This is a genomic window from Aulosira sp. FACHB-615, from assembly GCF_014698045.1.
In the GTDB taxonomy this organism is placed as follows: Bacteria; Cyanobacteriota; Cyanobacteriia; order Cyanobacteriales; family Nostocaceae; genus Nostoc_B.
This window is the reverse complement of sequence record NZ_JACJSE010000006.1, coordinates 53,710-66,784: the sequence shown is the minus strand read 5'-3', so window position 1 is coordinate 66,784 and position 13,075 is coordinate 53,710. Positions and strand designations below refer to the sequence as shown.

The following is a 13,075-nucleotide window of genomic DNA, read 5'->3' as shown; positions in this document are numbered from 1 at the left end:
AATACAATGGATGAACTCGTCAAAAAACTTTCGGGATTAGGTCTTTCTGGTGTACTATTCGTACTGGCGACTGTGGCTTCAGGTGGTAGTATGACTGCGACACTAACTTTACTCTCTTCTTTGGGAGGGCCTTTGGGCTTGTTAGGTGGGCTAGGTCTGCTGGGTTTACTAGGTTCTGTAGGTGAAGTTGCTGCTGGATATGGGCTTGAAAGCCTGCTCAAACTCGTATATACAGAACGTAGCAAAACTGAATCTGTAAGATTTCTCCTCAAAGAAATCAATGAATTACCAATTACAGATGAACTCAAAGCCAAACTCAAACAACATCTGAACCCAGTAGTTGTGACTGATACTCCAGAGGGCGAGACTCCAAAAACTATCGAAATTGTTGAGGAGGAAGCAACAACGTAGTACAGTTGATGGGGAGTTAAAAATCTTCAATTTTTAAAATCACAAAATGGCCTCTGAATTTAATTTATACTTCAAAGGCCATTTCTGAATGTCTGATTTATTTTACTTTGAGAATATGCAAACTTCATCTGTGCGTGAGCAAAATAATACAAATTCTTTTTCTAGTTTGATTCAATTTTGGCAAGATATTAGAATATTCGCTCAACCTTATTGGTATCCTACAGAAACAACAGGAAGAGCATTTTCAGAAGTAATTCGTTCCTGGGGAATGCTGATTCTCTTAGTATTATTAATATTTGGACTGACCAGCATAAATGCAGCAGGTACATATTGGAATCGTTATGTAATTGATATTGTTATTGAAGAGAGAAATCTTGATAAATATAATGAGACTTTGTGGATATCTTGTGTAGTCGTTTTATTATCAGTTTGTATCGTAACTTTATCAAAGTATTTGACTAAAAAAATAGCTCTTGATTGGTATCAATGGCTGAATAGTAATATTTTGGCAAAATATTTGAGCAATCAAGCTTATTATAAAATAAATTTTAAATCTGATATAGATAACCCAGATCAACGCTTATCTAAAGAACTAGAACCTATTACTAGCAATGGTTTAAGATTTTCCACGCTGTTTCTAGAAAAAACACTAGAAATGGGAAGTTCTTTGATAATTCTGGCTACAATTTCTGGACAAATTGCTATTTATTTGGTGGTTTATACAATTGTAGGGAATTTAATAGCTATTTTCTTAAATCAAAAACTGAATACAATTAATCAGGAAGAAATTCAATTTAAAGCGGACTTCGCTTATTGCTTGACCCATGTGCGGAATCATGCTGAATCAATAGCTTTTTTTCAGGGAGAAGCCGAAGAAATAAATATTATTCAGCGTCGATTTAATAATGTAATTAAAAGTTCGGAAGAAAGGTTGAGTTGGGAAAGGGGACAAGATGCTTTTGCTAGAGCATATCAGTCAGCGATTGGTGTATTTTCGACCTTAGTTCTGACTCCTTTATTTTTACAAGACCAAATTGATTACGGAGAAATTAATCAAATTAGTGTAGCTTGTTTCATGTTTTCCAATTCTCTGGGGGTATTAATATCTGAGTTTGGAATTTCTAGCCGATTCTCTAGTTATGTAAAACGGTTAGCTGAGTTTTCTGAGGCGCTAGAGTCTGTGAGCAAACAACCAGAGAACGTCAGTATTATTAAAACAGTTGAAGAGAATCATTTTGCGTTTGAAGATGTGACCTTACAAACTCCTAATTATGAGCAAGTCATAGTGAAAGATTTATCACTTGCTGTTCAACCAGGAGAGGGGTTATTGATTGTTGGCCCTAGTGGTAGGGGTAAGAGTTCTTTGTTAAGGGCGATCGCAGGTTTGTGGAATGCGGGAACTGGTCGTTTGGTGCGTCCTCCACTCCAAGAAGTTTTGTTTTTACCCCAACGTCCTTATATTATCTTGGGGACTTTGCGGGAACAGTTGCTTTATCCCCATACAGATCGGAAAATGAGCGATCGCGAACTCGAAGCAGTCCTAGAACAAGTTAACCTCCAACACTTGCTGACTCGCGTCAAGGGATTTGATACGGAAGTTCCTTGGGAAAATATCTTGTCGTTGGGTGAACAACAACGCCTAGCTTTTGCCAGATTATTAATTACACATCCAAGTTTCACAATTTTAGATGAAGCGACAAGTGCTTTAGATTTGAAGAACGAAAGTAATTTATATCAACAATTACAAGCAACAAAAACAACTTTTATTAGTGTCGGACATCGGGAAAGTCTGTTTAACTATCATCAATGGGTTTTGGAACTTTCAGCAGAATCTACTTGGCGACTAATTTCCATAGCAGATTATCGCCGAGAAAAAGAGGGTGGTAGATTATCGGAAGCAGAACTGATTACTCTAGATGTTTTGCCTAAACAGGAATTTAAAATCCAACGAGAATCAGCAGTGACAGCAACAATTACTGGACTGTCTCACAAAGAAATGCAAACATTAACAGACTACTCTCTAGCTACTATTAGAAGCAAAGCCAGCCAAGGTAAGTCTGTAACTGCTAAAGATGGCAAAACATATTACTACAACAAAGATCCAAAAGTGTTAAAATGGATGCTGGATTAAAGATAATCTTTCGTGATAATTGAGTGCAAATACAAACAACAAATTCAGAATTAAATATGTTGAAACAACTGATTACTCAAAGATTAAATTTAGTACCCTTTAACTTAGAGGTAGCACAAATAGCAATCAAAGGAAATGACGAATTAGCATCATTTTTAGGTGTGAAAGTTTTACCTGATTGGTATTGGCATGATGATGAGTTTAGTAATAATTTTTCGATGATTGCAGATATTTTATCCAAATATCCCTTTCAACGTGAATGGGGTTGGGGAAGTTTAATTATTCATCAAGCAGATAACATGCTTATTGGTCACGTTATGGTGAAAGTAATTCCTGATAGCGCAGGTATACCTACTGGTTCTCTAGAAATTGGCTATTATGTAGCGTCTTCTTATCGACAACGTGGGTACGCATTAGAAGCGACAAAAGCTGTGATTGATTGGGCGTTTTCTCAATCTCATATACAAAGTGTAACAGCTGGATGCGATCACGATAATATAGCTTCTCAGCGACTGTTAGAAAAAATTGGTATGGAGCTTGTAGAATCTCGCAAGAATAGTTTGGTCTGGAAATTGTGCAGAACAGCTATGGCCAGTAATTCTGTCTGATTTTTTGACCAAAATCTTTAGGTATCGCAATGGGTATGTTTTTTAGAATCTGTGATGTTAGCTAAAAAGCGAAAACAACTAATTACTTATGAATCGATTACGATTTATGAAAAAAAATATAAATTCCCGATTCTAAAAAATCCTAAGTTAAAGAAGGTTCAAAAAAAAATTCAAAAATGTCAAACCTTAATCAAAGAAGGTTATAAATCTCATGCTTATTTGTGGGGATTAATTAAACGCAAACAAGAAATTAGCCAAACTGAGATTTTAGCAGAGGTTAAATTATTAATTAGGGACTATACTCAACTTTTAGATTTTTTAGAAAGTTATAAAGATAGTTATCAAGAATTTTTATTAAAATTTATTGATGATTGGAAGAATTTATTTAACCAAAAATATGGCGAAATTAGAAAAATCAATGAAGAAAGAAATAAGTTAGAAGCCAAAAATTTGAATAGTCCGCAAATTCTCGAAAAGTTAAAATGGGAGAAGGAAGAAAATTTAAAATCTACTTTATTATTAAGTAATACTAATCTTTTGATTTTAGAAAAAGTCCAATTGCTCAGTGCGGGAATTAAATGTTTAGGAGAAGATACTAAAAACCAGCAGCGAGCTATTCAACAGATAGCGAAAGATATAGAAATATATCAAGAAATTTATGAATATCAATTCAGAGCGACAAAAATTCGCCAAGAAATTGCCAAAATAGCGGAAACAGCAATTAATCTGGAAAATTCCCTGCAAGATTACTTTAGTCCGTTGCAGTCTTTAATCGATGAGGTGGTAAAGGTAGATGCAGATTTTTATGCAACTGTGGGAGAAATTCAAAATTTAGCCAGTAGTAATTTAAATTCTGAAGTCAATTTATTAAAATTCCCAGATAGTAATACAATTTCTCATAATATTCTTAATTTATTAGTAGCTAGTTACGAAAAGCAAGATAGGCTACAAGATGCTTTTTTTCAAGCACAATTATTAGATAGCCAAGTTTACGATTTTAATATCAGTCAAGATGAAATCACTGTCAATCAAGCGATTTGTTTAATATCTAATTATATGTCTACTCAACTAATTGCCCAAAAAAAAGCACTGGGGATAGTAGAGACAGATTTTATTCATACCAAGGTAGAAATTCCGATAGAAAAAATCGAGTTACCAGAGGTAGCACAGGATGATATTAAGTTTAGCCAAGCAGAATTGCAGGTTAAGACAACCATTGATTATGGTAAATTGCAAAGTCTACTAGCAGAGTCTAAATGGCAAGATGCAGATATTGAAACAGCAAGATTAATGTTGCAAGTTATGGGTAAGAGTGACTGGAATGAGGTTTATCGAGAAGATGTTTTGAATTTTTCTTGTCAAGCTTTTTATAACATTGATCAACTTTGGCAAAAATACAGTCATGGTTATTTCGGCTTTAGTATTCAGCAAAGTATTTGGGATGAAATTGGGGGACAAGTTGATTATGAAACCGAAAAAAAATTAGGCGATCGCCTGGGGTGGCGAAAAGATGGAAAATGGTTACAATACGAGCAACTAACTTTTAAATTATCTCCGCATACACCAATGGGACATCTACCAGTTAAATGGTTACACTACGACCAAGATACTGCTAGTATATCTGTAAATTTATCATTAGAACCTAAATCAATGGGCGCTTGGCGGGTTGATTCTTGGTTGGTGTGGCAAATGCACCTGTTTTTGACTCGCGTGAAAGTTTGTAACAACAATGGGCGATAAAGTCAGAAATTATTGAATTAAGGTATTAATATGAATCTTTCGGATATTGATATAGAACTTTTACTTTTTGGTAAATGGCGTATTAACAGCGAGTGGGAAAAAATTTCGATTGAGTTTAAAGATGATATGACTTATACCCAAACCAAAACACAGACATATATTTTAGCTAAACCTAAAGAATTATTCACTGGTGATAAATTTACTGGTGTATGGTATGTCAATTATGGCAGATTATTTTTAATTGTTAAAGCTGCGCCCCAATCTATGTTTAACTTCAGTTTACCAATATTACATAAAATTAATTTGGCAGATATATTAATCACTTTCATCTCTTTGTTTACGGCAGAAAAGTATGAAATAGTTAAAATTAATCAGACTGAATTGATTATGAAAGATGAAAAGGAATCAATTATTGGGAAGAAAATAATTAGGAATGCAAATTTTTAGAGTTATACTTCATTTAATGTAAAGTTTCACGTATATTGATCCCCCTAAGTCCCCCTTTCTAAGGGGGACTTTGAAGCATTTTCCCTTGTAAATGTAAGTCCAACTCTAAACTCGTTTCAATCCCTAATAGGGATTAATTGAAATTTCAACATCAATGCAGTTTTTATAGATCAGGTGCTTGTAGTGTTTCAATCCCTAATAGGGATTAATTGAAATTTCAACTGCACCACGCCCAGCGCCGCCGCCTCCAAAGCACTCCACTTCGTTTCAATCCCTAATAGGGATTAATTGAAATTTCAACGTAGGCGCGTATGGTAGGAGCGATCGCCCAAGGTGGCGATGTTTCAATCCCTAATAGGGATTAATTGAAATTTCAACAAGTGCAGCTTCTTTGTCTAGCCTCAGTGGTGTTTGTTTCAATCCCTAATAGGGATTAATTGAAATTTCAACTTTTTCCTAGTGTTCCCGTGATTGGTGGTTGCGATTCTGTTTCAATCCCTAATAGGGATTAATTGAAATTTCAACATTTCCAGAGATGCTCTGCACTAGTCATCTCTTTGTTTCAATCCCTAATAGGGATTAATTGAAATTTCAACCAAATGTATCTTCACATTTTAATTGTTTTGGAGCAGTTTCAATCCCTAATAGGGATTAATTGAAATTTCAACATTAGATTATAACTTTTATGCTAGAAAAAATCAAGTTTCAATCCCTAATAGGGATTAATTGAAATTTCAACTCACCTAACTTTTTACCGATAAGTGGTGCAGCAACTGTTTCAATCCCTAATAGGGATTAATTGAAATTTCAACATGATAATGATGTATGGCTCTCTAATAGCTTTATAGTTTCAATCCCTAATAGGGATTAATTGAAATTTCAACTCAAGATGCGCCCCGGTTGTTCTAGCTCCAGAATTACCAGTTTCAATCCCTAATAGGGATTAATTGAAATTTCAACCCAGACTTCTCAGGTTTATTGCTGTTCTATACAAGTTTCAATCCCTAATAGGGATTAATTGAAATTTCAACAACTATAAACAGCAATGCGCGATCGCTCATAAAGGTTTCAATCCCTAATAGGGATTAATTGAAATTTCAACGTTATGGCTAAATTAAATGCCAAAAGCTAAAAAGGGTTTCAATCCCTAATAGGGATTAATTGAAATTTCAACATCGCTCTGTTCAGCCTCCGCGATGGGGCAACTGTTTCAATCCCTAATAGGGATTAATTGAAATTTCAACCTTGGCAGAGTTGCGTAAGCTTGCCAAGCAGTACGTTTCAATCCCTAATAGGGATTAATTGAAATTTCAACCAGCAAGGTTTATTGGTTTATCAGGGAATTTTTGTTTCAATCCCTAATAGGGATTAATTGAAATTTCAACGAAGCGGCAAAAAGTTATTGCGTGAAAACTACAAAGTTTCAATCCCTAATAGGGATTAATTGAAATTTCAACCTTGACAAATGGATGGATTAAAATATTGTCGGTTCTCGTGTTTCAATCCCTAATAGGGATTAATTGAAATTTCAACGTCAGACTAATAAAATTTCCTTCATCATCAAGCCAAGTTTCAATCCCTAATAGGGATTAATTGAAATTTCAACTGCGGAAGCCGGAAAGCTAGTGTTTATTTGGTTTTCAAGGTTCAGTTTCGCGGATGGGTTGATTATAACAGTATCAAAAGTCAGTTGATTTGAGGAAAATGGCTGAAACCGTTGCTGTACAAAGTGCGCGGGTGATTTTAATTGATTTTTTCGGCAAAAGCTTGTGCTGAAAGGGAGACAGCTATTTTTCCTCAAGGCGAATTTTTTACACCTACCCATCCGCGAATTAGGCAAAGAAAATGCTTTCGTCGCGGGGTTGTTCGCCACCGATGCGTTCGATTTTATCAAAACAGCAGGCGCAGAGAAAGTAAAAGCGGATGCTGTCGGTATCTGGTTTAATGAGTTTGTGCAAACGCGATCGCAATTTGGCATATTGAGTCTCGGTAAGCTGGCACTCAAACACACTGTACTGCACCCACTGTCCATAAGACTTTAAAATTTTATGGATTTTGGTACGGCGTTTATCTTCTGGGACATCGTAAGATACAATGACTTTCTTTTTTAATTCATCTTTCACTCAAACATTCCCTCCTGTCACCTGTAACCTCTAACCTCTCACCTATTTCAAAACCAAAGGTGGATATTTCTCTGTTTCACCCATGAGGTATTTCGCCAATAGTCGCGCTTGGAGTTCAAAGGCTTCTTGATAAGTGCATTTGCGCCCCATGACGGGATGTTTAAATTCCGATTGTTTTTTCTGTGCGTATAAACGCAAGAATGTTTTGCGTCCTTCTGGCGTGAGAGAAACTGCACCGCTTAAGGGTTCGGTGATAAAATCTGCGGGTGTTAGCAGTTGCTTGTTTAAGGTAGATAACACAACCGCGTCTACCACAAGGGGGCGAAATTCCTCCATTAAGTCTAATGCAAGAGAAGGTCTACCATAGCGATCGCAATGCAGATATCCTAAATATGGATCAAACCCAACTATATTAATCGCCCCTTGCACATCATGACGCAATAATGAGTAACCAAAACTGAGTAATGAATTTACCGGATCTGTTGGCGGACGGCGCAGGCGGTGAGAGAATTGAAATTCTGCATTGCGAATTAGTTGATTAAAACAACCAAAATAAGCCGCACTCCCCGCACCTTCTAAACCACGCAATGAATTGATATTGTGTGTCGTGTCGATTGGTGCGATCGCTTGTTCCAATTGGGTTATCTTTTTAGATAAATCTATATCTGAAGATTCGCGCTGACGACGGGTGAGAATTTGGCGGTAATTTTTCAATTTACCACGCACAAATCCTTGTACAACATGAATTGCTTGGGGTGATTCTCCGGCGGCTTGCCATTGGGCTTTGCGAACAAATATATTTTTAGTTACCTCTGGTTCTATGCGTCCTAAATAACGACCATTCTCTGTCAGGAATGTGAGGGGAATACTACGTTCTAAAAGTTCGGAAATAACGGCGGGGGAAACAGTAGCACGTCCTAAAACTACTACACCTTCTATTTTGATGAGTGGCACATCTAAAATTATCTTTTTATCGAATTTAACACTAAGACGTTCATCAATTTTGCCAATGAAAGCATCTTCCTGGGAAATGTAAACTGTACCCATGATTATTTCCTTATGAGAGGTAAAAGAGAGTTTTTAAACGCAGAGTGGCGCGGAGTTCTCGCAGAGTTTCGCGGAGTATTGACCTCTTTTTCTTTGCGCCTTTGCGTCTTTGCGTGAGCTTTTCAGCAATATTGTCAGCAATACCAGATTATTTATGCTGCTTCTTGATATCGTTTTACTTTATCGGCTGATTGGGGTAGGCATTGAGGATATAAGCTACATCCATCACAGCGTTTTGTTTTGATGGCTTTGGGCATTGCGCCTGTAAATAATAGCATTTGCACAGCTTCAATTGTGGCGATCGCACTTTGCCTTAACTCTTCAGAAATCTCGACTAATTGACGTTGGTGGGAATGGGCATAATAAATATAGCCAGTGTTGATAGATTTGCCTGTCATTTCTTCTAAACATAAGGCTTGAGCGCAAACTTGTAATTCATCGTTATCCCATTCACCTTTGCGTCCGCGTTTATATTCGATGGGGTAGCATTCACCATTTTCTAATTCAATTAAATCAGCTTTGCCAATTAGTTTATATTTATCTGATTTCAACCAAATAGCGCGGATTTGCCAAGTTTCCTCACGTTGTCCTTCTCCTACAGTATGGACGCGATCGTGTAATGTTGTACCCTCAATTGTGTATTGGTTGTCAACAAATTCGCCCGCACAAAACATCCGCCAGCAGCGATGCGAACAATAAGCATATTGGTTTAATGCTGCAATCGGGATATATTCAATCTCATTCATAATTTATTTCCCACTTCAGACTTCAGACTTCAGACTTCATATCCTTCTTACCATCCCCATTCCCATTGTTGTTTTGCGTCCCACACCTGCATATAAAGCAAAGTTAGCTAAGGTGTTAAGTTGTTTAATTTGGATTGGTTCAGCTTCGCCTAATATGCGATAATTAATTTCACCAATAACGCCAATAAATTTGCTGCGGGAGTCGGCTAATATTTCTGTGTGGATGTTAATAAAAGACGGAAATATTGACTCTAGAGAAATTCCAGGTAATTCTATCCCGCTATATTTATTCCACCGCGCAAGTAGGGAATTAAAAACACATTCTCTTGTAGGAAGGGTAGTATCAAAATGTCCTTGACGGAAGGCGGTGGGTGTGGCGAAGCTCAAATTAAGAGAACGTTCAGTTTCACTGGCTTCCTCATACAATTGACTATAGCTGCAAGCATTCGCCCAAGGTTGGGTTGATTGGGGTGTGCCTTGAATGCTGGTAATATACAAGTCAGCCGGGCCAAGATGCCAAGGATGACTAGGATTAAGATTTAGCCATAGTTGCGTGAGTTGACTAAACAGGGTGTCATCTAACAAGGAAACGCGCCACCAGCAGGGAGTTCCGGCGGAGATTGCTTGTTGATGTTCCCAGCGCAGTTTAGATCCCCCCTTACCCCCCTTAAAAAGGGGGGAATTAACTTGGAGAGGGGAGAGGGTGAAGGCTTTGTCTGCGGTAGAATCATGTAAGCGATCGCCTAATTCTCGATCTACAGAACTCACCAGGGTTAAAAATAAAGCGTGTAAATGTCTCCCGGTGAGATATTGTGCAGGAATTGGCGACTGAGGTAGTAGGTTAAGAACTAGGCTGTGCGGCATATAATCAAGTTAAAAGTCAAAAGGCAAAAGTCAAAAAATTTACTTGCGTTTTTTTGCTGTAGACTGAGCAACTCTAGACTCTACTGTAAACTCTGGTATGTCTACGAGTTCAGCATCGCTTAAAGTATACTGTTCGCAAACTAAACTGAGGCGACTTCCAGAAGTTTTCACAGCATTGACAGAATGAGTCAAATCACCTTGAAAGTAAAGTAATGTATTCATCTGCGGCTTAATTTGTCCCAGTTGGCGTTTGTGCGATTTGAGTACCAGTTCACCCCCTTCCATATTTTCTGGTACGCGCACATAGAGAACGCTGACAAAGGTAGGCGGTTCAACGGTTTTGCAGTAGGAACGCAGAGAACGGTCTATATGAGGGTCAACGCGAGAACCTTCTTTGAGGAGTAAGGGGTTGAGGTAAAAAGCATTACAATTGGGTTGGAGAGCCAAATCTAGGTATGGCTTGAAGTAGGGGAATTTTTGCTCTACTGTGGAGAGGTGCGATCGCCTGAATACCACCGAAAATCCCTTAGTACCGACAAAATCGCGGTTGAGGTTGTTGACAGCAAAGTAAGGACAAGCGTGAATTTCTCCCCACAAGTTATTCAGGTATTCGCTGGGGAAGGCGTTTGGTTGTTGTTGATAGTGTTTCACGGGTGTGTGGGAAAATGGAGGGGCGATCGCTAAATTTGGTATCTAAAATTTTAACGACTGTGGAGTAATAGTAGGATTGTTCTCAGTAAAAAAGACTGCATAAGGAGTAATACCAGTGAGAATTGATGATTACAAAGCAGCAAAAACACTAACTGAAAAATTAAAACAAAGTTTACCAATTAAAGCAAAAGCTGGTAAAGAGTTTCTCAAGACATTAAAACAAAAAGCAGAAAACGCTGACCCAGACAGAGAATTTGAAATTGATTTTGTGGGTTATTCAGGAGATGAAGGTGGGATTATGTGCGGACTAAAAGAGCCTAATAATCCCGAAAGTAAAGAAAAATATGTTTCTTCTATTACTCACCTAAAAATTGACCCCAATCATCCCTTAGCGGCGGAAGTACAGGCTTATCAACGTCAACGCATTCGTAAATTAATGTTGCAAAATGAAGCAGGTTTTGCAGCCGAGTTAATGGTAATAGAGCCGACGAAAAAGAAGAAAAAAGGTGGCAAAGGTTTTGGAACATAATTAACCTCGAAAATGATATTCTATCCGCGCCGGAATTTTGATGTCTTGCATCTCCTTAAATTGATAATATTGCCCTCGCATCTGCACATTTTGAATTAAACTCACAGGAGGCATATTCACCACATCGTAGCTAATTACTTGATTAGTAAACATCACATCCAAAGGATTTAAAGGATATTTGCAAGTGAATAAACCTTCAGTAGTTTGAGGTTGAGGTAATTTTTCAACTGTTACCTCAGCCTTACTCATCCATTTACCCAAACGAATCCATTTTGGTAACTTGAGTTCTTTTTGGGAGATAACAAAAAACTCAAATATACTTTCTGGTGCGATTTCCTTCGCTCTACCAAAACTAGGGATATTTTTCTGCGTTTTTTCCATCTCTACATGATAGTTATTGTTTGCATACTTCCAAGTATTGAGAATGGCAGTATGAGTAATTGCACGCGCCGGAGTAACGTAAATACCTTGTTTATTGAGTGGCGTTAAATGCTCCTCATATTTTGGTAATTGTTCAGGACAGAAATAGCGATAGGAATGTTCTTCAGCCACGGTAGTAGAGTAGATTTCACTATCAATTAATCCCAGCGCATAACAGAGAGCGTAATTGTGAATTATTGGCTCTGTTTCATATAATCTCCCAATTTCGCGCGTGGCATAATATAAGCTGTCGTGGAGTTCTAATTGACAACGGTAAATTGACACCATATTATTTACTCCGTTGCTGCAACAGCTTTTTTATTACCTTTGTTATCTTTTTTGGATTCTTTTTTACCTGACTTCAAAACCCATGTTTGAGCATAAGTAGTTGATTCAAGATTTGCTTGGCTCAACATTTCTTGTAACTTCACTTCGTCACTGGTAATAGTTTTGACTTCCTGAAGTACGGGTTGGAAAGAATCACCAATGAAATCAGTGTGAGAAATAAACTCTTCAGCCATTAATTCAGTAATTGCATTTCTAGCAGCTTCTAAAACTTCATCTTCATTCAGTGGATCTGGAGGATTGATTTGTTTAGGACTTGCATTGTTCATCAAGTCATATATTTTCTGTGTCCATAACAAATTACTCACAATTTCACCATCTGCAAAAATTACCCCAATCAACTGATTACGTACTCTACCAGTGCGGGTAGTTTGCGCTCCATAGTGGCGTGTTCTTAAAATGTTATTGAAAACATAGAGAAATCCTGCTTCAGTTGGATCTTTGAGTGTAACAATGCTGGGGAAGAAGACTTGAGGTAAAATATGGTCTTGGCTATTAATACGGCTAGTTACTTCCCCTTGACGGCTCATTGTGCCATTTTCAAAAGGTGCATTAAGCGTAAAATTAAGGTGAGAATCATCAAATGGTGTAATTGAGTAAGCTGTATCTACAACTACTTTAGATTTTTCAGAACCAGAATCTCCAATAGCAAAACCATAAAGGATACAATCAGGAGTTGTTTTACTAAAATCGAAATTGTAATCACATTTCTCCGCATCTCCTATTTTGTAGTTACGTAGCAATTCTCGTCCGGTTAACCGTTCTGGTGTTGATTGTTTGCGTTTGAACATTGCTAAACGACTAATAGGCTCTTTGTGTTTATGTTCAATTCCTGCTCGGACTCTGGCTTTATTTAATTCACCATCTGTCTGAAACAAAGGATAAGACTCAGTAACACGAATCGTAATGAAATGAGCGTATTTACCCATTGGTTTAGCAGGGATGGTGTCATGGAAGAATTTAGCATCGAGTGTTTTTAGAAATTTCATGGTTTAATTACTCCAGTGTTAACT

At 37.4% G+C, this 13,075-nt stretch carries 13 protein-coding genes and 1 CRISPR repeat array; of the genes, 6 read left to right on the top strand and 7 right to left on the bottom strand.

What is annotated here, in order from left to right:
• The first annotated feature begins 6 nt into the window (after positions 1–6).
• From H6G77_RS12100 to H6G77_RS12080, 5 genes are all read left to right on the top strand, one after another.
• Positions 7–411, top strand: a complete 405-nt coding sequence (locus H6G77_RS12100) for a hypothetical protein (protein WP_190590144.1) — start codon at positions 7–9, stop codon at positions 409–411.
• Between the two features lie 115 nt (positions 412–526).
• Positions 527–2,542 carry an ABC transporter ATP-binding protein/permease gene (locus tag H6G77_RS12095; RefSeq protein ID WP_190871687.1) on the top strand — a complete coding sequence of 672 codons (2,016 nt, stop codon included), beginning with the start codon at positions 527–529 and terminating at the stop codon, positions 2,540–2,542.
• Positions 2,543–2,598: 56 nt separating this feature from the next.
• Entirely contained in the window at positions 2,599–3,150 is a 552-nt protein-coding gene (locus tag H6G77_RS12090) for a GNAT family N-acetyltransferase (protein WP_190590146.1), read from the top strand.
• A gap of 54 nt (positions 3,151–3,204) precedes the next feature.
• Positions 3,205–4,890: a GUN4 domain-containing protein gene (locus H6G77_RS12085; protein ID WP_190871686.1), complete on the top strand. Its 1,686-nt coding sequence runs from the start codon at positions 3,205–3,207 to the stop codon at positions 4,888–4,890.
• Between the two features lie 30 nt (positions 4,891–4,920).
• Complete coding sequence (locus tag H6G77_RS12080) at positions 4,921–5,337, top strand: hypothetical protein (RefSeq protein ID WP_190871685.1); 417 nt, start codon at positions 4,921–4,923, stop codon at positions 5,335–5,337.
• 113 nt (positions 5,338–5,450) lie between these two features.
• Positions 5,451–6,943: a CRISPR direct-repeat array (repeat unit 37 nt; unit sequence GTTTCAATCCCTAATAGGGATTAATTGAAATTTCAAC).
• A gap of 226 nt (positions 6,944–7,169) precedes the next feature.
• On the opposite strand, the gene cas2 is transcribed toward H6G77_RS12080, so the two are convergent.
• The 5 genes from cas2 to H6G77_RS12055 form a co-directional block, all read right to left on the bottom strand.
• Positions 7,170–7,460, bottom strand: coding sequence for a CRISPR-associated endonuclease Cas2 (cas2, locus tag H6G77_RS12075; RefSeq protein WP_190590149.1), 291 nt, complete (start codon positions 7,458–7,460; stop codon positions 7,170–7,172).
• 42 nt (positions 7,461–7,502) lie between these two features.
• Positions 7,503–8,507, bottom strand: a complete 1,005-nt coding sequence (gene cas1d, locus H6G77_RS12070; protein WP_190871684.1) for a type I-D CRISPR-associated endonuclease Cas1d — start codon at positions 8,505–8,507, stop codon at positions 7,503–7,505.
• A gap of 152 nt (positions 8,508–8,659) precedes the next feature.
• Entirely contained in the window at positions 8,660–9,253 is a 594-nt protein-coding gene (gene cas4, locus H6G77_RS12065) for a CRISPR-associated protein Cas4 (protein ID WP_190871683.1), read from the bottom strand.
• 36 nt (positions 9,254–9,289) lie between these two features.
• Positions 9,290–10,117: a CRISPR-associated endoribonuclease Cas6 gene (gene cas6, locus H6G77_RS12060; protein ID WP_190677743.1), complete on the bottom strand. Its 828-nt coding sequence runs from the start codon at positions 10,115–10,117 to the stop codon at positions 9,290–9,292.
• A gap of 39 nt (positions 10,118–10,156) precedes the next feature.
• Entirely contained in the window at positions 10,157–10,768 is a 612-nt protein-coding gene (locus tag H6G77_RS12055) for a 2OG-Fe(II) oxygenase (protein WP_190871682.1), read from the bottom strand.
• Positions 10,769–10,883: 115 nt separating this feature from the next.
• Here H6G77_RS12055 and H6G77_RS12050 point away from each other — a divergent pair, with 115 nt between their 5' ends.
• Positions 10,884–11,297: a hypothetical protein gene (locus H6G77_RS12050; RefSeq protein WP_190590154.1), complete on the top strand. Its 414-nt coding sequence runs from the start codon at positions 10,884–10,886 to the stop codon at positions 11,295–11,297.
• Here the strand turns inward: H6G77_RS12050 and cas5d are convergent, their stop codons facing one another.
• A complete protein-coding gene (cas5d, locus tag H6G77_RS12045) occupies positions 11,298–12,005 on the bottom strand; it encodes a type I-D CRISPR-associated protein Cas5/Csc1 (protein WP_190871681.1) in 708 nt (235 codons plus the stop codon).
• A gap of 5 nt (positions 12,006–12,010) precedes the next feature.
• The gene (cas7d, locus tag H6G77_RS12040) at positions 12,011–13,051 is read right to left on the bottom strand and encodes a type I-D CRISPR-associated protein Cas7/Csc2 (protein ID WP_190871680.1); all 1,041 of its coding nucleotides are present in this window, start codon (positions 13,049–13,051) and stop codon (positions 12,011–12,013) included.
• Between the last annotated feature and the right edge of the window lie 24 nt (positions 13,052–13,075).

Coding starts and splice junctions, on each gene's coding strand:
- H6G77_RS12095 (WP_190871687.1), top strand. CDS start 527: ATGCAAACTTCATCTGTGCGTGAGCAAAATAATACAAATTCTTTTTCT.
- cas4 (WP_190871683.1), bottom strand. CDS start 9,253: ATGAATGAGATTGAATATATCCCGATTGCAGCATTAAACCAATATGCT.
- cas1d (WP_190871684.1), bottom strand. CDS start 8,507: ATGGGTACAGTTTACATTTCCCAGGAAGATGCTTTCATTGGCAAAATT.
- H6G77_RS12085 (WP_190871686.1), top strand. CDS start 3,205: ATGTTAGCTAAAAAGCGAAAACAACTAATTACTTATGAATCGATTACG.
- cas7d (WP_190871680.1), bottom strand. CDS start 13,051: ATGAAATTTCTAAAAACACTCGATGCTAAATTCTTCCATGACACCATC.
- H6G77_RS12090 (WP_190590146.1), top strand. CDS start 2,599: ATGTTGAAACAACTGATTACTCAAAGATTAAATTTAGTACCCTTTAAC.
- cas6 (WP_190677743.1), bottom strand. CDS start 10,117: ATGCCGCACAGCCTAGTTCTTAACCTACTACCTCAGTCGCCAATTCCT.
- H6G77_RS12080 (WP_190871685.1), top strand. CDS start 4,921: ATGAATCTTTCGGATATTGATATAGAACTTTTACTTTTTGGTAAATGG.
- cas5d (WP_190871681.1), bottom strand. CDS start 12,005: ATGGTGTCAATTTACCGTTGTCAATTAGAACTCCACGACAGCTTATAT.
- H6G77_RS12100 (WP_190590144.1), top strand. CDS start 7: ATGGATGAACTCGTCAAAAAACTTTCGGGATTAGGTCTTTCTGGTGTA.